This is a genomic window from Methylobacterium sp. P5_C11 (assembly GCF_054049775.1).
In genome coordinates this window covers 1-24,484 of sequence record NZ_JBFULS010000071.1, presented here as the reverse complement: position 1 = coordinate 24,484, position 24,484 = coordinate 1, and the positions used below count along the sequence as shown (strand labels likewise).

General features: G+C 65.6%; 22 protein-coding genes and 1 tRNA gene. 17 read left to right on the top strand and 6 right to left on the bottom strand.

Features of this window, described 5'->3' with window-relative positions:
* A partial coding sequence (locus tag ACXJKQ_RS25125; protein WP_457108402.1) for an N-6 DNA methylase occupies nt 1–688 on the bottom strand: 688 nt, incomplete at its 3' end.
* Complete coding sequence (locus tag ACXJKQ_RS25120) at nt 685–1,266, bottom strand: restriction endonuclease subunit S (protein WP_457108401.1); 582 nt, start codon at nt 1,264–1,266, stop codon at nt 685–687. The genes ACXJKQ_RS25120 and ACXJKQ_RS25125, both read right to left, overlap by 4 nt.
* A gap of 116 nt (nt 1,267–1,382) precedes the next feature.
* Here ACXJKQ_RS25120 and ACXJKQ_RS25115 point away from each other — a divergent pair, with 116 nt between their 5' ends.
* From ACXJKQ_RS25115 to ACXJKQ_RS25105, 3 genes are all read left to right on the top strand, one after another.
* Nucleotides 1,383–1,508 carry a hypothetical protein gene (locus ACXJKQ_RS25115; protein ID WP_457108400.1) on the top strand — a complete coding sequence of 42 codons (126 nt, stop codon included), beginning with the start codon at nt 1,383–1,385 and terminating at the stop codon, nt 1,506–1,508.
* A gap of 159 nt (nt 1,509–1,667) precedes the next feature.
* Nucleotides 1,668–6,533, top strand: a complete 4,866-nt coding sequence (locus ACXJKQ_RS25110; protein ID WP_457108399.1) for an ATP-binding protein — start codon at nt 1,668–1,670, stop codon at nt 6,531–6,533.
* 106 nt (nt 6,534–6,639) lie between these two features.
* Nucleotides 6,640–8,223 carry an LA2681 family HEPN domain-containing protein gene (locus ACXJKQ_RS25105; RefSeq protein ID WP_457108398.1) on the top strand — a complete coding sequence of 528 codons (1,584 nt, stop codon included), beginning with the start codon at nt 6,640–6,642 and terminating at the stop codon, nt 8,221–8,223.
* A gap of 224 nt (nt 8,224–8,447) precedes the next feature.
* Here ACXJKQ_RS25105 and ACXJKQ_RS25100 read toward each other — a convergent pair whose 3' ends face one another.
* Nucleotides 8,448–9,770, bottom strand: coding sequence for a tyrosine-type recombinase/integrase (locus ACXJKQ_RS25100; RefSeq protein ID WP_457108397.1), 1,323 nt, complete (start codon nt 9,768–9,770; stop codon nt 8,448–8,450).
* A 202-nt stretch (nt 9,771–9,972) separates the two neighbouring features.
* Nucleotides 9,973–10,049 (bottom strand) — tRNA-Met (locus ACXJKQ_RS25095).
* A gap of 280 nt (nt 10,050–10,329) precedes the next feature.
* On the opposite strand from ACXJKQ_RS25095, the gene ACXJKQ_RS25090 reads away from it, so the two are divergent.
* The 8 genes from ACXJKQ_RS25090 to guaA all read left to right on the top strand — a co-directional run bounded on the left by ACXJKQ_RS25090 (nt 10,330) and on the right by guaA (nt 16,891).
* Nucleotides 10,330–10,761 carry a CHRD domain-containing protein gene (locus tag ACXJKQ_RS25090; protein ID WP_457108396.1) on the top strand — a complete coding sequence of 144 codons (432 nt, stop codon included), beginning with the start codon at nt 10,330–10,332 and terminating at the stop codon, nt 10,759–10,761.
* Between the two features lie 74 nt (nt 10,762–10,835).
* A complete protein-coding gene (locus ACXJKQ_RS25085) occupies nt 10,836–11,174 on the top strand; it encodes a hypothetical protein (protein WP_457108395.1) in 339 nt (112 codons plus the stop codon).
* A 117-nt stretch (nt 11,175–11,291) separates the two neighbouring features.
* Nucleotides 11,292–12,197, top strand: coding sequence for an aldo/keto reductase (locus ACXJKQ_RS25080; RefSeq protein ID WP_457108394.1), 906 nt, complete (start codon nt 11,292–11,294; stop codon nt 12,195–12,197).
* Nucleotides 12,187–12,930 (top strand): NADPH-dependent F420 reductase, encoded by a 744-nt coding sequence (locus ACXJKQ_RS25075; RefSeq protein WP_457108393.1) that lies wholly within the window; start codon nt 12,187–12,189, stop codon nt 12,928–12,930. Before ACXJKQ_RS25080 ends, ACXJKQ_RS25075 begins: the two co-directional genes overlap by 11 nt.
* 84 nt (nt 12,931–13,014) lie before the next feature.
* A complete protein-coding gene (locus ACXJKQ_RS25070; protein WP_457108392.1) occupies nt 13,015–14,388 on the top strand; it encodes an NTP/NDP exchange transporter in 1,374 nt (457 codons plus the stop codon).
* A gap of 50 nt (nt 14,389–14,438) precedes the next feature.
* Nucleotides 14,439–14,822 (top strand): hypothetical protein, encoded by a 384-nt coding sequence (locus ACXJKQ_RS25065; protein WP_457108391.1) that lies wholly within the window; start codon nt 14,439–14,441, stop codon nt 14,820–14,822.
* The gene (locus ACXJKQ_RS25060; RefSeq protein WP_457108390.1) at nt 14,819–15,238 is read left to right on the top strand and encodes a hypothetical protein; all 420 of its coding nucleotides are present in this window, start codon (nt 14,819–14,821) and stop codon (nt 15,236–15,238) included. The genes ACXJKQ_RS25065 and ACXJKQ_RS25060 overlap by 4 nt, the downstream gene beginning before the upstream one ends.
* A 96-nt stretch (nt 15,239–15,334) precedes the next feature.
* On the top strand, nt 15,335–16,891 hold the full coding sequence (gene guaA, locus ACXJKQ_RS25055; protein ID WP_457108389.1) for a glutamine-hydrolyzing GMP synthase: 1,557 nt from the start codon (nt 15,335–15,337) through the stop codon (nt 16,889–16,891).
* Between the two features lie 36 nt (nt 16,892–16,927).
* Here the strand turns inward: guaA and ACXJKQ_RS25050 are convergent, their stop codons facing one another.
* Together ACXJKQ_RS25050 and tsaA are read right to left on the bottom strand one after the other, a co-directional pair.
* Nucleotides 16,928–17,620 carry an SGNH/GDSL hydrolase family protein gene (locus ACXJKQ_RS25050; RefSeq protein WP_457108388.1) on the bottom strand — a complete coding sequence of 231 codons (693 nt, stop codon included), beginning with the start codon at nt 17,618–17,620 and terminating at the stop codon, nt 16,928–16,930.
* Entirely contained in the window at nt 17,617–18,114 is a 498-nt protein-coding gene (gene tsaA / locus ACXJKQ_RS25045) for a tRNA (N6-threonylcarbamoyladenosine(37)-N6)-methyltransferase TrmO (RefSeq protein WP_457108387.1), read from the bottom strand. The genes ACXJKQ_RS25050 and tsaA overlap by 4 nt, the downstream gene beginning before the upstream one ends.
* A 113-nt stretch (nt 18,115–18,227) precedes the next feature.
* Between tsaA and ACXJKQ_RS25040 the strand changes: the two genes are divergently transcribed.
* The 6 genes from ACXJKQ_RS25040 to sdhA all read left to right on the top strand — a co-directional run.
* A complete protein-coding gene (locus ACXJKQ_RS25040) occupies nt 18,228–19,721 on the top strand; it encodes an AMP nucleosidase (protein ID WP_457108386.1) in 1,494 nt (497 codons plus the stop codon).
* Between the two features lie 149 nt (nt 19,722–19,870).
* The gene (locus tag ACXJKQ_RS25035) at nt 19,871–20,470 is read left to right on the top strand and encodes a hypothetical protein (protein WP_457108385.1); all 600 of its coding nucleotides are present in this window, start codon (nt 19,871–19,873) and stop codon (nt 20,468–20,470) included.
* A 222-nt stretch (nt 20,471–20,692) separates the two neighbouring features.
* A complete protein-coding gene (locus tag ACXJKQ_RS25030; protein WP_457108384.1) occupies nt 20,693–21,994 on the top strand; it encodes an SLC13 family permease in 1,302 nt (433 codons plus the stop codon).
* A gap of 129 nt (nt 21,995–22,123) precedes the next feature.
* Nucleotides 22,124–22,525, top strand: coding sequence for a succinate dehydrogenase, cytochrome b556 subunit (gene sdhC, locus ACXJKQ_RS25025; protein ID WP_457108383.1), 402 nt, complete (start codon nt 22,124–22,126; stop codon nt 22,523–22,525).
* A gap of 10 nt (nt 22,526–22,535) precedes the next feature.
* The gene (gene sdhD / locus ACXJKQ_RS25020) at nt 22,536–22,955 is read left to right on the top strand and encodes a succinate dehydrogenase, hydrophobic membrane anchor protein (protein WP_457108382.1); all 420 of its coding nucleotides are present in this window, start codon (nt 22,536–22,538) and stop codon (nt 22,953–22,955) included.
* Between the two features lie 31 nt (nt 22,956–22,986).
* The coding region (gene sdhA / locus ACXJKQ_RS25015; protein ID WP_457108381.1) for a succinate dehydrogenase flavoprotein subunit at nt 22,987–24,484 on the top strand (1,498 nt) is incomplete at its 3' end.

Here is a 24,484-nt window from a genome sequence, read left to right as displayed (position 1 = left end):
GAGGAGTGAGAAGCGGCGCAAGCAGCGCGTCGCTGATTACGATTTTTGCCTTCGAACCTAGAAGGAAGAGTCTCAATGTGGCGAGACTTGCGGCTACTGAATTGAGCTCCTGCCCGATTAGATAGCAGCCTAGCTTTCTCCGCGCCGTTTCCGCCAGCAAAGCTCCTTGACCGCAGCTAAAGTCGGCGACCTTCGCCCCCTCAAAGCACCTAGCCAGGTCGACCATCAATCTAGCCAGTGGCCTGGGTGTCGCTGTTTCAGATATCGACGGCCCGAAGCTCAGATCGTCCAATGCACTATCGAAGAATGCGCCGAATTTCTCGATCGTCTTGAATTCTGGAAACTGCGTTAATTCTGATGCGGAAGAGACATGCTCAGGTAAGCTGCCGCCCACAAGCAATATGTCTCGCACAAGGTGATGTGTGAAAATACCTTCAAGCGATCCGAACTCATGCTCCACCAGTGCCGCAACTTTAAATAGAAGCGCTTCAATTTGCGCACTGTCACCGTAGTGAACTGCAGAACTTCTTATCTCCTTCCAAAGCGACTCAAGTCGACACTCTTTTGCTAGAAGCGCAAGAGCTGCAAGCACGAGTATACGACGCCCGGTGGTGAGCCGGTCCGATCCGCGGATTCGTGATGAAAGGGATCTGAGTGCGTCGATGCTAAGGGATGGCTCGATGCTCAAAGCCCGTCCTCTTCGTTCGGCCAGAGGTTGCTGTAGATTGCTTCAAGGGTGATCATGCGCCGCATTTTCACAGAAGCTTCGATAGCAGCAATATATTTCTCTGTTATGTCGGATAAGTCTGATAGTTTTGATAGTATATCTACACTTGGTAGTTTTATAGGAAGTTTTCTTAAAGCATGCACGCTAAAACCTGGAGTTACAGATCCGGCGAAATCTGAAAGCAGCAGTTCTTCTATCTTCGGATGGCGGAGGTATGCAGCTATAGCTTCAGCGTTGATTTGGGGCTTTGGCCTTACAACGATCAAATTGGCTCCTGGGAGTGAGCCAACGTGCTGCTCGCGAACGACGGCAGACCGTACCGCGCCCCTTGCTGTTACAACGATGTCATTCAGTTGAAGTTGCAGCCGCTGTAGATCGGAGAGGTCCGGCACGCGCACCTGCTCCAGCCTCTCAAGAGGCGAGATACTGACATCAACGTCCTTGATGCTGACAACTCGCAGGCCTCTCCCGGCAGCGTCGGTTTTCAGCCGGCTGGTGGGCTTTCCGGTAAAAACGTCAACGATGAGGTCGGCAAGCACGATCCGCTCCAAAAGCCGTCAGCATATGGACCATATGCTCGTTGACGAACGACGCGAGCGTATGGTACTTATGCTCTATCTGATGCCTAGCGAAGCCTGGCTCTGGAGGCAATCCCATGCACCTTGAGATCGGTCTGACCGACGCGGCCACGATCACTGCTCTCGCCGCATTCACCACCGCGCTGGCTTCCCTGATTGGTGCGGTAGCGAACGTCATCTGGGCTGCTCGTCGACGGGCTTGAGTGTAAGGTTCTGCCGAGCCCACCTACCGTCGTGCATGGTGAGGCGTGTCACGGCGATGGCATGCCAAGAGAGGATAGAATTTTTCGGGGACGCACTTGGCTATCGAAGCTTCACCGACGTCTAGAATGCGCGCCGGTGGCCGCGCGACCGAAGCTGGCATGGATTTCCAGGCCGAGGTCGGCACCTGGCTTGCCGCCCATCTGCTAGCGCGGATGCCTGTCGGCGGGCGCTTCGGCCTCGCCAACACCACCTTGCCAGTATCGATCCAGCTTGAGACTGGTGACGGGCTCGACGACATTCGTCTGGATCAGGACGACGCCAGCCGCATCGATCTGCAGAGCAAAACCAGTGCCGGGTTAGATACCAGTCCCACAAGCCCACTCGGCAAGACAATCAGCCAGCTCGTTGCCTTCATGATCAACGCCCGCGCCGCCGGAATCGCGTTCGATCCGGCGAAAGTGCGAGCCGTCCTCGCGGTTGCCGTTAATGCGCCGCGCACGCTCGACGTGCTGGAGCGGGGATGTCGTGCGTTCGATCTTGGTGGCAGCTGGACGATGACCAAGGCCGGACGGTCTTCAGCAGAGCGCGAGGCACTTAACCTATTCCAGACGCATGCGGAGACCGCATGGGCGACGCATTCAGCCACGCCGCCGACTGACGTCGAACTGTCGATGATGGCGCGGGTGTTCCGCATCGTGCGCTTTTCGATGAACGAGGGAGAGGACAATTGGCGTGAAGCCTCGCGCCTACTCGGCGCACGGCTCTATGGTGCCGAAGCCGCCGGCGACGCGCCATTGCGCGGGTTAAAAAGCATCATCCGCGGCATGATCGGCAGCGGCGCGCCCGCTGATCGCGCCGGCCTGCTAAACGAGCTTCGCAGGCTTGGCCACAATGACATCGGCGCCGCCGACTACACCGCCGATTTGGAGCGCCTGTCGGCTGTGACCGAGGCCGAGCTTGCGCGTCTCGCCGGACACACGTGTCTGCCGATCGCCGGCGGCGTCCCGATCGCGCGGGCCAGCGACGGACCGCTTGGCACCGCGGTTGATACAGGCTCGCTGATCGTCATTGGCGAGCCGGGCGCCGGTAAGACCGGTGCGCTGGTCACGCTAGCGCAGGCGTACCGCGCGACGGGCGATACGGTGGTATTTCTCTCGGTCGACCGCTTCCCAGGCGTCGCCATTGCCGCCAATCTCCAGTCTGAGCTGGGGTTGGCGCATCCACTGACCGAGGTGCTCGCCGCAGCCCCTGGCGCTGGGCGCAAGCTGCTCATCATCGATGCGCTCGATGCCGCGCGTGGTGGTCCGGCGGAAGGCGTCTTCGCCCATCTAATTGAGATGCTGGGGGGCTTAGCGCCGAACTGGACCGTCATCGCTTCGATCCGCACGTTCGACCTGCGCAACGGTCGGCGGTTCCGCGACGCCATGTCCGGTTCGCCGCCGGATTTGGCTTTTGCAGAGTCCGGTCTTGCCACTGTGCGGCATTTCCAGGTGCCGCGGCTTGCGGACGGAGATCTTGACGCCGCCGGCGTCGCTTCCGCCGATGTAGGCGCATTGCTTGCCGCCGCGCCCGGCCAGCTGCGCGACCTGCTGCGCAATGTCTTCAATCTCTCGCTTACCGCGCAACTGCTCGCCGATGGCGCCAAACCCGACAGCATCCGAACCGTTGCCACCCAGTCCGACCTTATCGACGCCTATGAGGATCACCGGCTCGTCGGTACCTCGGCGCATCAGGCCGCGGCCGCGACGGTCGGCGCGATGGTTGTGCGGCGCCGGCTCGCGGTGCGCAAGGTGGTCGTCGGGCACGATCAGCTCGATGCGGTCATTCAGACCGGCGTCCTCGCCGAGTCTAGCGATCTCGTCAGCTTCTCCCATCATGTGCTGTTCGACCATGTCGCCGGCCGCTTCTTCCTTGAGTGGGACGATCCCGCGCGGCTCATTCTGCAGCTCGGCGGCGACAGCTCGATCGCGCTCATGCTCGCGCCTGCGCTGCGATTCGCGATTGAGCGGCTGTGGCGCCAGGACGCCGATGGAAAGGCGCAGGTCTGGCGCTTGGTCGCCGACATATACGCCAATCCAGCGGTTGATCCGGTGCTCGCCAATGTCGCGCTGCGCACCACTATCGAGCGCGTGGCAACGCCGACCGATATCGCAGGGCTGGTCGAGCTGATCGCGGCTCGGCCGAATGACGAGGCGCTTGCGACGATGCTCTCGCGGCTCGCCCGCTTCGTCGGCCTGGCGGTTGATGCCGCCGGCAGCATCGTGCCGGACGAAGCGCTCGCCTGGGCGACGGTCGCCGACGCCGCGATCAGGGCAGGCTCGCGCGACTTTTCCGACGCGACACGCTTCCTGCTCCACACCTTGTTCGACGCGAGTGACATTGTTGAACCCGCGCTGCTGGACGTTTTTGGCCGTGCCGCGCGTGCACTACTCGCCTTTGCTTGGGCCGCTGATCCGCTGATGCAGCAGACGGCGATCAACGCAATCCGCTTCGTCGGCAAGAGCTTCGCGTCTGATCCAAAGGCGTCACGAGCACTGCTCGACCGGATGCTCCGCGATCCGCATTTCTCGGCCCATGCCGACAAGGAAGCTAGTTGGCTCTCCGAACAGATCATGCCGATCGCGCAAGCCGACGCCAATTTCGCGATCGAGATCTACAGCGTGCTCTACTCTCGCGACATCACCGATATTAGCACCTCGTTCATGGGCGGGCAGGCAAGCCGGATTATGCCACTCTCGTCCAACCGCAGCCAGGATTACCGGCACTGCCGGTACGATCTGGGCCGACGAGTCACGCGCCTACTGGAGTTGTCGGCGCCGCTTGGCACGCGCGCGATCGTAGAAGCGTCGCTCGGTGACATCAATCGCGCAATGCCTTTGGGCAGCGGACGTGAACAGGTCGTCGTGCCGGGCCGGGCTCCGTTCGACCTGCTAGGTCATGATCATGAATATAAAGCTTGGGATGACACAGAGGATCGCCACAGCACACAGGACGATGATGTACTCGCACAACTCGTTGCGCATCTGCGTAGCTGCTCGCCTGCGGCCTTTGCCGGCACGGTCGATGCGGCCGCGACCGGCTATGCCGGGCCGGCAGTGTGGACTCGTATCCTCGGAGTCGGCGCCGAGCGCGTCCGCGAGGTCGCCGACCTGCTGTGGCCGTTCGCATGCAACATCACGATCCTGATGCATGGCGACATCGTACGGGATGCCGTCCGCTTCTTAGCCGCAGTCTATCCGTCGCGTTTGCTTTCCGAGCGGGTTGCGTTCGAGAACGAAGCGCTCCGGATCGATCTAATTGCGGATGACGTTGAGCAGCGCTGGTGGCGCCGCACGCTCCGCCGCTTCCTGTCGCTGGTCGATGCGGATGCAATCGCGACTGATCCAATGCGTACGCTGCGCGAGGAACTTGCGGCGGCGGACGAATTGACCGGTAATCCGCCGACGCGGTCGGTTACGGTGCGCTGGGGTTCGTCGCGCGGGGCCGCGCGCAGCCTGCTTGCCGACGAAGGCGTCGACGTCGAGGACGGCGTGGACGCGCAAATGTTGTCGCTGTCCGAGGCGCTCCATGACAAAGTTCAGAGCACGCCCTCGAGCAGTAGCGGCACGTCCCTCGCCGAGCTCTGGGCGAAAGTATCGGAGACGATCGCGTTCTTTGACGCTCAAGCCCATGCGCTGCATGAAAGGGTCGAGCAGCCGGTCTGGGGCCATGTCAGTAATGCCGTTGAACGTATCGCCAGTGCGCAGTCCTATGTGCCTGGGATCGATGGCATGCCGCCGATCGAGGAACTGCTCAAAGTGTTGCGGCGGCTTTGGGCGAGCCGCTTCCCGGGGGCCTGGGAGGAGGACGAAAACTCCAGCCTGAGCTGGGGCAATTGGGAGGTCCGCGTCTATGCGGCCAGTGCCTATGTCTCGCTTGCTGACCGGTTCGGCAAAGATCATGGCGAGATCGTTGACATGTTCGACGCGATCCTCGCCGATCCGGCGCCGCAGGTCCGTCTCCAGGCGTCGCAAAGCCTGCAGGTGCTGAGCCGCATCGCACTCGGGAAGATGTGGGCTCTGGCCGAACATGTCGCGCGCGACGAGCCGCACATCGAGGTACTGAGCGCCTTCCTGCACTATGTCGTCTGGCGCTTAACCTGGCACGATGTCGAGAAGTGCAAGGCGATCATCGAGATCGTGCGGGCTCGCTGCGAAGCGACTGAGCACGACGACAAGCCCGGCCGCGACAAGGTAGCCGAACAGCTCGGCGGTCTGACAGCGCAGCTCTGGTGCTGGCAGGAAGAGGCGCTCGCGCTCGAATGGCTCAAGACCGGAGCTCACAGTCCCACCGCGCACCGCGAGTTCTTGACCTCTTTTCTGTCGATGCTGCGTAGCGCGTTCTTCGCCCGCTATGCTAGCGGCGAGCAGCGTGATGCCGGGCTTGCCGATCGCGCTCAACAAGCGGCGATGGTCATCTTAGAGGCGTGCTCGGTGGCTGCGAAAGTCAGCCATGCTGTGGTGACGGGCGGGACGATCGAGGGCGCTGAGCACGATGCCGCCATTGCCACCTACAAGGCGGCGGAGTCGGTTATCCGCCGCCTCATGAACCAGCTCTATTTTGGCTCAGGCGCGCATGCCGACGGTCCCGAGGCGGTGGTCGGACTTGTGTCTGCTGACACCATGCACCGGTTCCTGGTGGATTATCGCCCGATGCTCACTTTGCTGGCGGCCTCACACGAACCTTCGACACACCATCAGCTCGTCGAACTCTACGAATTTCTGATCCCTGGTGATCCGACCGGCGTGTTCAACGCGCTCCATGCGCTGCTGACAGGTCCCGCCGCGCGTGAAGGCTATCATCACGAAAGCCTTGCTACGCCAGTCATCGTGAGGATGATCACCCGCTATATTGCTGACCACCGCTCAATTTTCGAAGACGACAAGCGCCGCGCCGCGCTGGTTGAAATCCTGCGCCTGTTTTCAGACGTTGGATGGTCAGACGCGCTGAAGCTTCTCTACGAACTTCCCGATTTACTTCGCTAACAATTAGCCGATCTACTGAACTCTACTGCGGGCGCTCGTATCGCTGTGTGATCGACTGATGGCAAGTCATCACACCAGAAAAGGACCGTCGACGAAGGGATGATGTATGCCGGCTTTGTCGGAAATGGAAAAGTTACGTAAGCGTTCTATCGCAAAGCTCGATACCGACACCGCACTCAACCATATCGCGATCCTGATCGACACTTCACTCGACACACAGTTCGGGCGCGGTGTCGAACGTGCCCTCTATCTGCTCGACGAGCTGGCGCAGCGCGAGCTAAAGTCCAAGCAAGGCGCTCTCATCGAGTATTTCCGCGCGAATGCCTGGAGCGCCAAGGAAGAGCTGGCGGGTGAGCGCTGTTCTTGGGACTGGGAGCATGCCGAGCGAGAACATCAGATCTTGGCGTTATCCCGCGCTGCCGCACATCCCGGCTTTGCCGAGCTCGACATCGGCCGCCGCTGCCAGATCCTAACCAATCGCGCCAACCAGCTTAACACCATTGGACGTCTGGTCGACGCGATCGAGGGCTGGGATACGGCACTGCGAATCATCCCCAATTTTGCAATGGCGCTAGCGAACCGCGGCTTGGGCCTCAAACATTATGGCGGGCTGTTGGAGGATGATCGTGAACGGGCGATCCTTCTGCTGCACGCGCATGACGGATTGGCGGCAGCGGTTACGCCAGATGCAATTTATGAAGGTGATAATCAGGCTGACCTGCGGCGGCGGTTCGCCGCGACTGCCTCCGAATATGCCGCGGCGGTCGATCTGGATCGTGTACGCGATTTGCAGGATCTCGATGGCACTAACCTTGGGCGCAGCAAGGCCGAGCGAGCCTATCGGCGTTGGTGCCTTGATCATAGGCTCTTCCTCAGCCCGCTGAACGATCTCGGCGCTTTCACGGTGGCGGCAATCGATGATCTCGTACTGCCGACAATCAGGGAGTCTTTTGATGACCGGTCTGTTGCCGTCACGCCGCCGCCGGTCTTCGGCTTCTTCAATCAGATGAAGCAGGAATATGCCTCAGCGCGCTTTATGCTGTACGAAGGTTTAAGCAGCACCAAGCTCCATTTCTCGGACCGCGGCGTGCGGTTGTTCGATACGCTCGACTACCCGGCGCATTCGTTAGCGACCGAGCGCGTCCGTGCCGCCTACCGCATCGCTTACTCGTTGCTCGACAAGGTGGCGTTCCTAGTCGACCATGTCTGGAAGCTCGGCAAAATCTCTGACCGCATCAATTTTAAGAATGTCTGGATGGCTGAAGGCAAGTCACGCCTGCTGGATAGCTTCGAAAGTTGTCCTAACTGGCCGCTGCGTGGTCTCTATTGGCTGTCCAAGGAGCTGTTCGATGACGAGCTGAAGCGTACGACTGCGGCGGATGCCCGAGAGCTGCATGACATCCGCAACGCGCTTGAGCATAAATACCTGCAAGTTCATGAAGGATGGGCATGGGATCTGATGCTCATCGCGCCTGCGACCAACGGATTGGGCCTGTCGATCGACAGCGATTCGCTTGAAGCCAAAGCACTTCGGGTGATGAAGATTGCGAGGTCAGCATTAATTCAATTAGCGCTCGCCATCGGCGTCGAAGAGCGCAACAAAGCCGCAGAGGCGCCAGACCAGCTGATCGGATCATTGCCTCTCTACGGGCTTGATGACAGGCGAAAGCGGCGGGATCCTAGCTGGTAATCGTAGCTTTCTGCCCATTGCTGAGAAACTTGGAGGCGGCGCTCCAATGCGCCGTTCGAGACTACGTGCCGAAGTATGTTTGTCTCTCATCGGCGATGGCCATCGCACGATAGCGGCGAGTGTTAGAAATCTGATAGCAGGACTTTTCTAAGCTGGCGGAGCTCGGGGTGCTGGTTCGGGCCGGTCCTAAGTTTTTTAACAATATTAGCCAACTGTGACTCTGATCATGCGCGCGTCCACTCAGGCCGTAAACGGTCCACTACACGCTCGAGCCGCACCTGGCCGTAATGCTTGTCGATCATCGCCAGTGATGTGCGGCAGTTGCGCGCCACATCAAGAACCTCGGCCCCGTTTGCCAGCTGCTCGCTGATGTAGAAGTGGCGCAGCGAGTACGGTGTGCGCTTGATCCCCCGGTGATCCCGCTCCAAGCCGGCCGCCTTCACCAATTCGGTGAAGCCGTTGGCCACCGAGGTGATGCGCTTGCCCATCTCACTCGCGAAGACCGGATCCGAATCAGCTGGCTCTCGGCCCATGCTTCGCTCGAACAGCATCCAAAGGGTGTCGAACCACGGGATCGCCGCCTTCTGCGGGATGGCCTTGCCGCTCTTGCCCTTGCCTCGTACCTGCAGCCGGATGTCGCGATCATCCACGCTCTTGCCTCGACCGGCGCGGTAGCCCAGCACGTCGCCCCAGGTCAGGTTGTACATCTCGGTGGGGCGCAGGCCCGAGAACGCGCCGATCATCACGTACGCGTGCAGCACGGTGCGATCACGCCGGGTGTGGTCATCCAGCCGCTTGATGCGCCAGCTCCGCCGGTCGCTGGCCCGCACCTCCGCGCCGGTGCCTTCCATGATGGGGTCCACCAGCCGGCTGAGGCTCACCGCTTCCAGCTTGGCGAACTCATGCGGCTCGAAGCTCGGCCGCCGGTTGTCGGGTGAACGCCGCGCCTTGATGCTGATCTCCGGCGGAGTCTTCAGATAGCCCTGCCGCGAGGCCCAGCGCAGCAGCGCGCGCAGCACCACGCTTTCTCCGCGTTGGCGGCTCAGGGACGGGGCCGAGCGCCGCACGGGCCGGCGCAAGCGATGTCCGTCGCGCTCATACTCGATGTGCGTGACGAGCTTACCGAGGCCCTCCGTCCAGTAGGTGCGCCGCCACTCCGCGTAGCGCTCCAGATCAGTCTCGGTGACCGCGTCGATGGGCTTCTGACCGAAGTAGCCGATGAAGTAGCGGCGAATCACAGCGGGCTCGCTCTTGCCCTGGTCGGCTCGGCGTTCGCCGCGCTCCACCTCACGCAGGATCTGCGCGATGTACGCCTCGGCCACGCTCTCGAAGGTGTGCGCCTTTGCCGTGAGCCCTTGCTTTGCTCTGTAGGTGGCCTCGTACCAGATGGCGTCGGCCTTGCGCTCAGCCTCTCTGCGGTCGTCCGTGTCGAGGGATCGCTTGAACTGCCCCTGACCCTTGATGCTGAAGCGCACCTGCCACTTGGTGCTGCCGGCGCGCTGGAACAGCTGGTAGCGCTCGGCTTGGACGTTGCCAGGGGTGCTCACGGTGCGGGCCTGTCTGGTGCTTCTGCTCGAGCCGACTGCGCTAGAAGTGCGCTAGGCTGCTTTCTGAGCCCCCAGCAAACCGTTACGCCCGCACGATAATTTTTTCGGCTGCGCTAGCGCTGTTCTAGGATTTAAAGCCGAAACCCGCAGAGAGCAAGGCAAACAAAAACCCCGCTAAGTGCTTAGCGGGGTTGCATAAATTTGGTAGCGAGGGAGGGATTTGAACCCCCGACACAAGGATTATGATTCCTCTGCTCTAACCAGCTGAGCTACCCCGCCTCAAGCCGCACGCATCGATCAGGATGGTGCGTGCAGTGGCGGCGGTATAGGAAGAGCGGCCGCACGGTGTCAACGGTTTCGCGCGCGCAAATCGCATGTACGCGTCGTGCACGGCGTGCTCGGTGCGCGAGGAGCGCGAAGAACGCACGCGGCTGTCACTGAGACCCGACCATTGCGGCGCCGGCGGCCATGTCCAGCCCGGCGGGCACTCCTATGTTCCGGCACCGGGCCACCCTGAGGCCCCTGACATCCCATCTCGGAGCGTTCGATGATTGCGCGCATGAGCCCTCGCATCGCGGCCCTTCTCATCCTCGGAGCGCCGCTCGTCGTCGGGCCGGCCCTCGCGGCGGGCGACGGTGTCACCTACCGCGCGACCCTCAAGGGCGGCAGCGAGGTTCCGGCCACCACGTCCAGCGGCACTGGCGAGGTCACCGCGACCTTCGATCCCGCCACGAAGCACCTCAGCTGGACCGGCCAATACAGCGGTCTCACCGGCCCCGTGACCGCGGCCCATTTCCACGGACCCGCAAAGGCCGGTGAGAATGCCGGCGTGCTGGTTCCGGTCACCGCGGCGACCAGCCCGTTCTCAGGGGAGGCGACCCTGGACGACGCGAAGGCCTCCGATCTCGCGGCGGGCCGGGTTTACTTCAATGTCCACACCGGGGCGAACCCGAAGGGTGAAATCCGCGGCCAGCTGGAGCGCGCGCCCTGATCCCCGGAGCCCGGAGCCTCGACGTTGGCGACAGTGACCGGTAGGCGGATCTCGTTCCCCTGCCGGAGCTATCGATGAAGCAGATCGACGCCATCATCGCCTGGACGCCCGTGCGCTGGGCAGAGCTGAAGCCGGAGACGGCCGGGCAGGTCGTCGTCCTGCCGGCTCCCGATGCCGCCGGTGAGGCCAAGCGCTACATGATGCGCGCGGGCGCCAGCTCGTCCGCCCTGGCCGCCCTCGCCGAGGAGGCGCGCATTGCCCGCCTGTTCATCGACTTTCAGACCCTCGTGGTCCGCGACGGGATCGACCCGCAGACGGCGCACCGCGCATTCCTAGCGATTGACGAGTACCGATTCCGCATCGCACCGGATACCGAGGGCGCAGAGTTCGAAGATCCGCCAGAAGAGGATTAGCCCGCGGACAGCCGCCGAAAGATCCGGCTGCGCTCGCGCAAGCGTGAGAATAAAGAATTCACATGCGGCGTCGGCGCCCTATCTGCTGCGGTATCGTGATGCCGCCGGAGGCCGATCATGCCCTTATCCCGTCGCGCCGTCATCGCCGCGGGCGCGCTCGCGCCGCTGGCCGGCCGCCTCGCTTCTGCGGCGGAACCGCTGCTTCGCCGACCGATACCCTCCACCGGCGAGATGCTTCCCGCGATCGGGATCGGCACGTCGCGGCGCTACGAGGTCGAGCCTACGCCAGAGGCGATCGCGCCTCTGAAAGACGCCGTGAAGACCTTCGTTGCCCTCGGTGGTTCCGTGATCGACACCGCCCCAAGCTACGGCACGGCCGAGGACGTTCTCGGACTGATCCTGGCTGAGCCGGGCCTGCGGCAGAACGTATTCCTTGCCAGCAAGGTCGACACCACCGGACGGGAGGCGACCGTTGCGGAGTACGAGCAGTCGCTCAAGCGAATGAAGGTGGAAAGTCTCGACCTCGTCGCGGTCCACAACCTGATCGATGTGGCAGAGAACCTCGCCGTCCTGCGCGACCTGAAAATTCGCCGCCGCATTCGCTACCTCGGGGTGACGGTCTGGCGCGACAATCAACTCGACGCCCTCGAAGCCGTGATGAAGCGTGAAACGCTCGATTTCATTCAGGTGAATTACGCCATCGACAATCGCACCGCCGCCGAGCGCGTGATCCCGCTCGCGGCGGATCGCGGCATGGCGGTGATGACGAATGTGCCCTTCGGCCGCGACCGCCTGTTCAAGGCGGTGCAGGGCAAGGCGTTGCCGACGGTCGCCACGGATCTCGGCTGCACGAGCTGGCCGCAGGTCTTCCTGAAATACGTGCTCGGCAACCCGGCCGTGACCTGCCCGATCCCCGGCATGGCGAAAGCCGCCTATGTCGAGGACAACCTCGGTGCCGCCCGCGGCCGGCTCCCGGACGCGGCGCAGCGCAAGCAGATGGAGACGTTCATCGATGCGGTCTGATTTCATCACGCGTCGTTCGGCCCTCGCCCTCGCGGCCGGGATCGCCGTCGCGGCCGCCATGCCCGCCTCGGCCCAGGAAAGCCCGAAGAAGATCCGGATTGGGGTCATCGGAGCCGGGAATATCGGCGGCACCATCGGGGCGCTCTGGGTCAACGACGGTCACGAGGTGATGTTCGCCTCCCGCCACCCGGAGCAGCTGTCCGCGATGGTCTCTGAACTCGGGCCGAAGGCCAAGGCCGGCACGCCCGAGGAGGCGATCGCGTTCGGCGATGCCGTGTTCATTGCCGTTCCCTACAAGGCTTATCCGGACCTCGCCAAGGAGAACGGCGCAGCCCTGAAGGGCAAGGTCGTGCTCGACGCCGGCAATGCCACGCAGAAACGCGACGGCGCCCTCTTTGACGAAGTCCAGGCGAACGGCATCGGCATCACCTCCGCCAAGTACTTTCCGGATGCGAGGCTGGTGCGGGCCTTCAGTTCCGCCAATTACAAGATCTTCGCGAAGGAGGGTGCGAATGGCGGCCGGGACCGCGTCGGAGGCCGCATGGCCATGCCGATCGCCGGCGACGATCCCGCCGCGCTCAAGGTGGCGGAGGGGCTGGTTCGCGATGCCGGTTTCGACCCGGTCGTCATCGGCACGCTCAAGGATGCGGATCGCGTCGCCATCGGCGCGCCGGGTTTCGGACAGGACGTGACCGCACCGGAGTTGCGCGCGAAGCTGGGGCTCGGACAATGAGGCGCGCACAGCCGAGATGCGTGCTGCGCGCATGGCTCGGCGCGGCCGCCCCGGCCTCCGAAAGCCCGGGACGTATTCCGCCCCGTGGCTGATACCCGCGGCGCCCGCGCAGCGCTTTCCCGACTGATCGACGTTCAGCCCGGCGAGGGCAGAGCGCTGGCGTGGTCCTGGGCCTACATCTTCTCGATCCTGGCCGCCTATTACGTGCTCCGGCCGATCCGCGACCAGATGGGCGTCGCGGGTGGGATCGAGAATCTGCCCTGGCTGTTCACCGCCACCCTGGTGGGCATGCTCGGCCTCAACCTGCCCTTCGCCTACCTTGTGAAGCGGATGCCGCGGGCGCAATTCGTGCCGATCACCTATCGGTTCTTCGCGGCCAACATCGTCGCCTTCGCGCTCACGCTCTACGTCGCGCCGCCGGACTGGTCCGTCTGGATCGGTCGGGTCTTTTTCGTCTGGCTGTCGATCTTCAATCTGTTCGTGGTCTCGATCTTCTGGGCGACGATCGTCGACGTATTCTCGAATGCCCAGGGCAAGCGTCTGTTCGGCTTCATCGCGGCCGGGGCGACGCTCGGCGCCATCGCGGGCTCGGCCACCACCGCGCTCCTCGCCAAGAACGTCCCGACCTGGGGCCTGATGCTCTGCGCGGTACTGCTGCTCGAGGTCGCGGTCTTCTGCATGCGTGGCCTCGCGGCCCTGTCGACCCGGCTGCACGAGGTCCCGGGCGGCGGCCAGGGCGCCGCAGACGGGCAGGATCGGACGATCGGCGGAAGCGTCCTGGCGGGTGTGACGCGGACACTCGCGTCGCCCTACCTGCTCAACATCTCCCTGTTCCTGCTCCTGTTCTCGGTGACATCGACCTTCCTCTACTTCGAGCAGGCCGGTATCGCGAAGCGGAGTTTCCCGGACCGCGGCGCCCAGACCGCGTTCTTCGCCAGCGTCGATCTGGCAGTGAACGTCCTGACGCTGGGGATTCAGCTGTTCCTCACGGGCCGGATCGTGAACCGCATCGGCGTCGCCCTCACGCTGGCGATCCTGCCCGCCTTCAGCATCCTCGGTTTCGCGGCGCTCGCCCTCTGGCCGACGATCGGCGTGATCGTCGGCTTTCAGGTGCTGCGGCGGGCCGGAAACTTCGCCATCGCCCGGCCGGTGCGGGAGGTGCTGTTCACGGTGGTTCCGCGGGAGGACCGTTACAAGGCGAAGAGCTTCATCGACACCGTCGTCTACCGTCTGGGCGATCAGGTCGGCGCCTGGTCGTTCACCGGCATCGAGGGGCTTGGACTCGGCAGCGCGAGCATTGCCGGGGTCGCGATCCCGCTCTCTCTCGCATGGCTCGTGAACAGCGTCTGGCTCGGGCGTGCCCAGGAACGGCGCCGGACCGACCGGGAGGATGGCAGGGTGGGCGCACCGGCTGCAGGCGGGGACGCCCGCCGAACGAAGGGCAGCGTTAAGACCTGATTTACCCTATGGGTGAAGGTATCGGGCTCGTTTCGACCGGGAGACAGGGCATGGCGGGGATCGCGCCATCGACGCGGGGACGCGTTCACGGCCGACGGCGCCTGCGCATCGTGCTCGGGATCGTCGCCCTGTCGGCGGCCCCGGCCTGCGCACAGGAGCCGCTGTTCATCCGCATCCGGCCTTTGTCTGACGCCGAGGCCGCGCGTGCCGCCCGGGAGACGCTGTGGGCGCGGCGGCAGGCGCATGCCCGCGCGGTCATCGAATCCGTCTGCACCGGCTGTCTCGGCGATTGGAAACCGGAGCCCGTCCCCGCGCTGGCACCCGCCGAGGATCGGATGACGAACCTCACCGTCCCGATAGGGGTTGAACTCGACCCCGGCTCCGGGGCATCCGACCAGCACCCCGATCCATCGACCTCCGAGAGGCAACCATGACGCAAGCGCATCCGACCAGCGGCGCCGAGCCAGAAGTCGATTGCCCCGTGACCCTGGAGGTTCTGGGCTCGGTCTATCGGGCCGACGATTTCGACCTGCCGCTAATCCTCGAGGAGATCCCGCCGCTGAAGCGCGCCCAGCTCGCCGCGTACCTCTACGGCAAGAGCCACATGCACAAGCTCGGGCTGAAGGTCGCCCGCTCCTGCGACCGCGAGGATCTGATCCGGGTGGCGGGCGAGATCGGCTCGGTGATCCACGGGCAGGCCCATCTCAAGCCGTCCCGGCCAGTGCCCGAGGCGGCGCCGCAGCTGCGCGCCAAGACCCCGCCGGGCCAGAAGAAGGTGAGCCTCGCCGGGGCCGCGCCGAAGCCGGCGATCAGCCTGGGCGGCTCGGCCAAGGTCCGCAATTTCGACTGAACGCGCACGACGCTGGCGCATGGCTTGCGGGGCGATCCCCAGCCCGCATCGACGAGGCGCGTTGCGCGCGCCTCGGCCTTCGGATAATCGCCCGCGATGAACACCGACCACGACAAGATCCTGATCGTCGATTTCGGCTCTCAGGTGACGCAGCTCATCGCCCGGCGGGTGCGCGAGGAGGGCGTCTACTGCGAGATCGTGCCCTTCACGAAGGCCGAGGCCGCGTTCCGCGAGCAGAAGCCCAAGGGCGTGATCCTCTCGGGCGGTCCTGAATCGGTGACCGTCGAGGCCTCGCCCCGCGCACCCCAGCTGGTGTTCGATTCGGGCGTCCCGGTCTTCGGCATCTGCTACGGCCAGCAGACCATGGCGGCCCAGCTCGGCGGCGCCGTCGAGGGCGGCCACCACGCGGAATTCGGCCGGGCCGAGGTCGAGATCCTGGCCGACTGCCCCCTGTTCGAGGGCGTCTGGCACAAGGGCGAGACATACCCGGTCTGGATGAGCCACGGCGACCGGGTGACCAAGCTGCCCGACGGCTTCACCACCGTGGCGATCTCGAAGAACGCCCCGTTCGCGGCGGTGGCCGACAAGACGCGCAACTACTATGCGGTGCAGTTCCACCCGGAGGTGGCTCACACGCCCCACGGCGCCCTGCTGATCCGCAACTTCGTGCGCGACGTGGCAGGCTGTTCGGGCGACTGGACCATGGGTGCCTATCGCGAGGAGGCCATAGCCAAGATCCGCGCGCAGGTCGGCTTCGAGAAGGTGATCTGCGGCCTGTCGGGCGGCGTCGACTCCGCCGTGGCGGCGGTGCTCATCCATGAGGCGATCGGCGACCAGCTGACCTGCGTGTTCGTCGATCACGGGCTCCTGCGCCTGGGCGAGGCCGAGCAGGTCGTGGCGCTGTTCCGCGACCACTACAACATCCCGCTGGTCCACGTTGAGGCGTCGGGGATGTTCCTTGCGGCGCTCGAGGGCGTCAGCGACCCGGAGGTGAAGCGCAAGACCATCGGCCGCCTGTTCATCGACGTGTTCGAGGCTGAATCGAAGAAGATCGGCGGCGCGAAGTTTTTGGCTCAGGGGACGCTCTACCCGGACGTGATCGAGAGCGTGTCGTTCACGGGCGGGCCGTCCGTGACGATCAAGAGCCATCACAATGTCGGCGGCCTGCCCGAGCGCATGGACATGAAGCTCGTGGAGCCGCTCCGCGAGCTGTTCAAGGACGAGGTCCGGGTGCTCGGCAAGGAACTCGGCCTGCCCGAGGCCTTCGTCGGCCGCCATCCCTTCCCGGGACCGGGCTTGGCGATCCGCTGCCCCGGCACGATCACCGCCGAGAAGCTGGAAGCCCTGCGCAAGGCCGACGCGATCTACCTCGACGAGATCCGGCAGGCCGGGCTCTACGACACGATCTGGCAGGCCTTCGCGGTGATCCTGCCGGTGAAGACCGTCGGCGTGATGGGCGACGGCCGCACCTACGACCATGTCTGCGCGTTGCGCGCCGTCACCTCGGTCGACGGCATGACGGCCGATTTCTACCCGTTCGACATGGCCTTCCTAGGCCGGGTCGCGACCCGCATCATCAACGAGGTGAAGGGCATCAACCGGGTGACCTACGACATCACCTCGAAGCCCCCTGGCACGATCGAGTGGGAGTGAGCGGGCGCTGAACTGTCAGCGCGCCCGGACGCGGCGTCAGGGCGCGCAGAGCGCCGGCTCAACCGCCTTCAGCGCCGGCCGGAACGCCGCGAGATGCAGCCCGTCGCGCAGGGCGCCGGGCTTGGCGTAGCCGGTATCGCCGTCGCGCAGGGCCGCGAACGGGTCCGTGAAGACGCAGCCGAGCCGTCCGCAGAGGGTCTGCAAGCGATGTGAGTAATCGGCCACCGCGCCGGCCTCGACGAGCTTGCCGATCTCACGTCCGACCGGGGGGAGGGCGGTCACCACGACGCGCGGGCTCAGGGCCTGCAGCCGCTTGACGATCGCTTCGGCAGCGGCTTCGAACTGCTCCGTCGGCTTAGGCAGCTGCGGCTTGTTCTTCACCAGGATGTCGTTGGTCCCGACCGTCAGGACGGCGAGCCGGGGATGGACCTTGAAGGTCAAGCGCGCGAGGTAATCCGCGTAGCTGGCCGCAGTCGCGCCGCTGACCCCGCCGTTTAGGAATTCGAGGCCGCAGGGCCGCTGGCTGCCGGGCTGCAGCTCCACCTGGGAATCTCCGGCCCAGAACACGTAGTCCGGCGGCGCCTCGTCGAGGCTGACCTGCACGGCGATCAGGCGCATCTCCGCGTAGGCCCGCGCGTCGGCTCCAGGCCGGTGCAAGCGCCATCCAGCGTATCCGCCGATCGCCAGGAGGGCGAGCCCACCGAGAATCAGCAGGACGGCGCGCTTCACGGCTCGGCCCCGGCCCGGTCGACCTGCGCGTCGGGCCGCGAATCCGTCGACGCGTAGTAGGGCTTGATGTCGAGGAGCGGCGTGCCGTCGAGGCAGTCGAGCCCGCGCACGCGGAGCGTGTCGCCGTCGCGGCCGAGCAATTCCACCACCGACAGGGCGATCGGGTTGGGACGGGCGGGCGAGCGCAGGGAGAAGGTGCCGCGGGGGCCGTCGGCGTGGCGCGGGCGCTGGATCACGAGGCCGCGGGTCGACCGGTCCATCCAGTAGAGCAGGATCAGGTGCGTGCAGCCCGTGACGTTGCGCAGGCCGGGCGCGAAGGCCGGATCAACCTCGACGGTGCAGACCGCGTCGGTCTGAAGGCCGTTCTTCGGGCAGTCGGACCGCGCCTGCCAGGGCGTGCGCAGCCGGCCGATGAAGTGGAGGCCCGCGTCGAAGGTCGCGGGCAGCGCCGCGCGTTCCTCACCGGGACGGGTCCCGAACTCTTCCGCGTCCATGCCGCCTCGCTCCATGCCGGCGGGCTTGTCGGCGATGCGTCCGCGGCTCGCAACCCCGCATCTCGCACCCGGATGGCGCGGGGTGTAGATCCGGCAGCAGCAACGGAGGCGACATGATCGAGCGGGAATTGCGGCCGATGCAGGCGGTGGCCGATGCCGGGACCGCTATCGACCAGCTGGTGGAGCTCTACGACGACGCGGCCGGCGCCCTGCGGAGCGCCCTGGAGCGGTACCTCGCCGGCGGGCCGCCGCCGGACGCCACGGAGCGGCTTGCCTTCCGCTACCCGGAGCTGCGGATCAGCTACCGCCCGGACGGGCCCCTGCCGCGGGTCCGGCGCGCCACCGCCAAGCTCCAGGCCGCCGGTACCTACGCCACCACGGTCACGCATCCGGGCTTCTTCCGAACCTACCTCACCCGTCAGCTGGAGCCGCTGGTCGCCGATTACGGCATCGCCATCGAGGTCGGTCTGAGCGCGCAAGAGATTCCCTATCCCTACGTGCTGGAGGCCGGGCTCGACGCGGGCGGGCGGGCCGTCGACGGCGCGGACCTCGCCACCTACTTCCCGGTCCCGCTCCTCTCGCTCGTGGGCGACGAGATCGCCGACGGGACGTTCGACCAGATCCCCGGCGAGCCGCTGCCCCTGGCGCTGTTCGACGCCGTGCGGGTCGATTACTCGCTCCGGCGTCTGGTGCACTACACCGGTTGCGACTGGCGCGAGGTCCAGCCCTGGATCCTGCTCACCAACTATCACCGCTATGTCGACCAGTTCGTCCGCCATGGGCTGGAGCGGCTAGCCTCGGGCACGGAGGGGTTCGAGCGGCTGGTCCTGCCGGGCGGCGTCTCGGTGAGCCGGGCCGAAGCGGCCGATGCCGATCCCGCCGCGGTGATCGCGGCCTCGCCCTGGCATCGCCACCAGATGCCGGCCTATCATCTGGTGGCCCGCGATGCCGACGGGACCCAGCAGGGCACGACGCTGGTCAATATCGGGGTCGGTCCTTCGAACGCGAAGACCATCACCGACCACCTCGCCGTGCTGCGCCCGGATTGCTGGCTGATGGTCGGACATTGCGGCGGCCTTCGGCAGTCGCAGACCATCGGCGACTACGTGCTGGCGCACGCGTATCTTCGCCGTGACCGGATCCTCGACGAGCTCGTGCCGCCGGACGTACCGGTGCCGGCGCTGGCCGAAGTGCAGGTCGCACTCCAGAGCGCCGCCGCCTCGGTGACGGGCGAGCAGGCCGACGCCCTCAAGCGGCGCCTGCGCACCGGCACGGTGGTGACCTACGACGACCGCAACTGGGAACTGCGCTTCAGCCAGGAGAGGCGGCGGATCAACCAGTCGCGCGCGGTGGCGGTCGACATGGAGAGCGGCACCGTCGCCGCGCAGGGGTTTCGCCTGCGCGTGCCCTAYGGCGCGCTGCTCTGCGTCTCCGACAAGCCCCTCCACGGCGAGATCAAGCTTCCGGGCGCCGCCAACGCCTTCTACGACCGGGCCGTCTCCGAGCATCTCCAGGTGGGACTGGCAGCCCTCGACGTCCTCCGCGCCGACCGGCAGGGGCTTCACTCGCGCAAGCTGCGCAGCTTCGATGAGCCGCCGTTTCGGTAAGACTTTCCGCGAGAGACCGCGCAAGCGGCGAGGCAGATTACAGTCTCAGCGACCGACTGCCACGCCGCTGGCAATACTCAAGCTTGGATACAGCCGCGTTGACCGATGTTGAGTTGTGTAAGACATTACACATCGAGCGGAGCAATTCCATGACTCGTATCGCACTTGTTTCCACCGCCCTTCTGGCGGCCGTCGCTTTGGCGCCGAGCGGCGCCGATGCCCGCGGCTTCGGCGGGGGTGGCTTCCACGGTGGCGGCTTCGGCGGGGGTGGCTTCCACGGCGGCGGCTTCGGCGGGGGTGGCTTCCACGGCGGCAGCGTCGGCGCTGGGGGGTTCCGGAACGGCGGCTTCGGCGGCGGGGCCTTTCAGAACGGCGGCGTCGGTGCTGCCCGCGTCGGCGGCCTGGGCGGTGGATTCCGCGGCGCCGGGCTCGGCGCGGCCGGCGTGACCGGCGCCGGCGTCGGCGCGCTGCGGGGCGGCGGCCTCCGGACGGGCGGGTTCAATAACGCCGGACGGTACGGCGGGATCGGGAACCGCGGTATCGTCGGCCGCGGATACGTCAACCGCGGCTATTACGGCCGTCGCTACGGTCGCGGCCTGGGTTACGGCCTCGCGGGAGTCGGGCTCGGTCTCGGAGTGGGTTACGGCCTGGGCGGCCTCGGCTACGGCTACGACAGCTGCGCCTACAATGACGACTACGGCGCCTACGATCCGGCCGCCTGCAACGGCTACTACGGCTACGGCTACTGAACCGCGCGGCGCGGGCTTCATGTCTGCGGCGCCGTTTCGAGACAGCACCGCGCCCGGCCGGGATCCGGCCGGGCGCTCTCGTTGATTCGCGAGCCGCGACGGCGCGTCCGATCCATAACCTTCGCCATTGACGAAGGCTCGCTCAACAACTGCCGAATTGCGAACCGTTCCAATCCGATGAGGATGCCGCCTCCGGCGTAGTGTGGTGCGGGGACGATCGCGGTGAGCGGCGAGGGTCTTGTTGCGGTGACGGCGGCGCTGCTCGTGCTGTGCATGGGCCTCTGGGCCACCGCCCTCCTGCCCGAGATCGTCACGGCGCTGGCCTTCTTCGGACTCGCGATGCTTTTGCGCCTCGGCTCAGCCGCCACGGTATTCTCGGGATTATCCTCCTCCGCCTTCTGGTTGGTCCTGTCCGGCATGGTGGTGGGGCAGGGCATGACCCGGACGGGCCTCGGTGCCCGAGTGGCCCAGACGCTCGCTTTGCGGCTCTCGGGATCCTACGCCCGCTTCATCGCCGGGCTTGTGACGCTGAGCTTCCTCATCGCCCTCGTCATGCCGTCGAATCTCGGTCGCATCGCCTTGATGATTCCCGTGACCCTGGCGCTCTGCGACGCCTTCGGCCTCACGGACGGGCGCCCGGGACGGGCGGGAGCGGTCCTGTCCGTCGGCCTCGCCACGCCGATCCTGTCGGCGGCGATCCTGCCCGCCAACGTGCCGAACCTCGTGATGGCCGGGTCGGCGGAGCACCTGCTCGGCCTGCACCTGTCATACCTGTCCTACTTCGTCCTGCACGCCCCGGTCCTGGCCCTGGTGAAGGGGGTACTGCTGGTCGCGCTCATCGTCCGGCTGTTCCCGGACCACCTCGGCTCCGCCGTCCCGACCCTGCCGGTGCTGCCGCCGGTCTCCGCGGCCGAGCGGCGCCTCGCGGTGATCATGGCTTGCACCCTGGTCCTCTGGATGACCGACAGCCTGCATGGTCTCGCCCCCGCCTGGGTCGGCCTCGCCGCCGCGGTGGTCTGCCTGCTGCCGCGGATCGGAGTGCTTCCGCCGGAGGCGTTCCAGCAGGTGAACCTGCGGACCTGCTTCTACATCGCGGCGCTCCTCGGCCTTGTCGCTCTGGTCAACGAGACCGGGCTGGGCGAGCGCCTGGGGCATCTCCTGCTGACGGTCGCGCCCCTGGCGCACGATGCGCCGACACAGAACTTCGCGGTCCTGACCGGCATCGCCACGGTGCTGACCCTCCTCGTCACCGCCAACGGTGCCCCGGCTCTCTACACGGCCCTGGCGGGGGAGATGACCGAAGCGAGCGGGCTGTCGCCCCTCGCGGTCGTCTCCCTTCAGGTGATCGGCTACTCGACCTTGTTCTTCCCCTATCAGGCGCCCCCGATCGTGTTCGCCAGCGAACTCGGGCGCGTCCGCCTCCGGGACGCGACGCGGCTGACCGTGAGCTTCGGCCTCCTGTCGCTCCTCGTCGCCGCGCCCCTCGACTATGCGTGGTGGCGCATCCTGGGGCAGCTGAAGTGACAGAATCGGCAAAGTGTCGCCCGAGACGGCACATTGCGCCGCACCATGACGGATTGCGGCTTGCCCGCTCAGGCACTAGCGCTACCAGATTAGACACGGTCCAGTTCGCAGCTGCGAGGCTTCAACCCGATGGCACCCACCGCGCGCCCGACAGTGGCACAGCCGTTATCGCCCCATATCCAGATCTATCGCTGGACCTGGACGATGGCGATGTCGGTGTTTCACCGTATTACCGGCACCGCTCTCTACGGCGGCACTGCATTGGTCGCGATCTGGCTCGTGGCATTGGCTTCCGGACCCGTCGCATACTCTTACGTGGCCGGATTCTTCGGCTCCGTGTTCGGGCGGCTGATCCTGTTCGTCTACACATGGATCCTGATGCACCACATGCTCGGCGGCATCCGGCACCTGATCTGGGACACGGGCGTGGGCTTCGACCGGGAGAAGCGTCTCTCGATGGCCCGGCTGACGCTGATCGGCTCCGTGGCCCTCACCTTCGTCATCTGGGCGGTCGCCCTTCTGGTCCGCTGAGGAGGCCGATATGGCTCAGGAAGAGGTCCGGCAGGACACGCGTGTCTCGATCCGCACTCCGCGCGCCCGGGTGCGCGGTCTCGGCGTCTCGCATCACGGGGCCGGCCATTGGTGGCTGCAGCGGCTCACCGCCATCGCCAACGTCGTGCTGATGCTGAGCTTCGTGGTGATCATCGCCAAGATGTCGGGCCGCGGCTACGCGGAGGCGCGGCTCCTCGTCGCGACCCCCCTCGTCTCGATCCTGTTGATCCTGGCGCTCCTCTCGGTGACGATCCACATGCGTCTCGGCATGCAGGTGATCATCGAGGACTACGTTCACGCGCCGGCGACGAAGATCGCGGCTGTGCTCGCCAACAATGCGTACGCGGTCGTCGTGGCCGTCGCCTGCCTCTACGCGGTCCTGCGCATCGGTTTCGTACAGCCGGCCTGACCCCGCCACAACGTATCTCGAGGAGCCGAACATGGCCGCCAACGGCACAAACGGCAGCGGGCCTGCCTACACCATCCACGACCACGCCTTCGACGTGGTGATCGTCGGCGCGGGCGGTGCAGGCCTGCGCGCCACGGTAGGCTGCTCGGAAGCCGGCCTGCGCACCGCCTGCATCACCAAGGTGTTCCCGACCCGCTCCCACACGGTGGCGGCGCAGGGCGGCATCTCGGCCTCGCTCGGCAACATGGGGCCGGACGATTGGCGCTGGCATATGTACGACACCGTGAAGGGGTCGGACTGGCTCGGTGACCAGGATGCCATCGAGTATCTGGTCCGCAACGCCCCCGCGGCCGTCTACGAGCTGGAGCACTGGGGCGTGCCGTTCTCGCGGACGGAGGAAGGCAAGATCTACCAGCGCCCGTTCGGCGGCATGACCACGGATTACGGCAAGGGCACAGCCCAGCGCACCTGCGCGGCGGCGGACCGCACCGGCCACGCCATGCTGCACACCCTCTACGGGCAGGCGGTGAAGAACCAGACCGACTTCTTCATCGAGTACTTCGCCCTCGACCTGATCATGGACGACGAAGGGCGCTGTCGCGGCGTCATCGCCCTCGATCAGGCCACCGGCGAGATCCACCGCTTCCGCGCCCAGATGACCATCCTGGCGACCGGCGGATACGGCCGCGCCTACTTCTCCGCCACCTCCGCCCATACCTGCACGGGCGACGGCAACGCCATGGTGCTGCGCGCCGGCCTGCCGCTCCAGGACATGGAGTTCGTGCAGTTCCACCCGACCGGCATCTACGGCGCGGGCTGCCTCATCACGGAAGGCTCCCGGGGCGAGGGCGGCTACCTGACGAACTCGGAGGGCGAGCGCTTCATGGAGCGCTACGCCCCCTCGGCGAAGGACCTCGCCTCGCGCGACGTGGTCTCGCGCTCCATGACCATGGAGATCCGCGACGGCCGCGGCGTCGGCAAGAACAAGGACCACATCTACCTGCACCTCGACCACCTCGACCCGAAGATCCTGCACGAGCGCCTGCCCGGCATCTCGGAATCCGCGCGGATCTTCGCGGGCGTGGACGTGACCAAGGAGCCGATCCCGGTCATCCCGACCGTCCACTACAACATGGGCGGCATCCCCACGAACTATCACGGCGAGGTGCTGACGCTACGCGACGGCAACCCCGACACGGTGGTTCCGGGCCTGATGGCGATCGGCGAGGCGGCCTGCGTCTCGGTCCACGGCGCCAACCGCCTGGGCTCGAACTCGCTGATCGACCTCGTGGTCTTCGGCCGGGCCGCCGGCAAGCGCTGCGCCGAGATCGTCGAGCCGAACGGCAGGGCCATGGAGTTGCCGAAGGGCGCGACAGACAAGGCCCTCGAGCGCCTCGACCGGTTCCGCTACGCCGACGGCTCGACGCCGACGGCCGAGCTTCGCGCCGAGATGCAGAAGACGATGCAGAACAACTGCGCCGTGTTCCGCACCGGCGAGGTGCTCGAGGAGGGCAAGGGCCTGATCCACA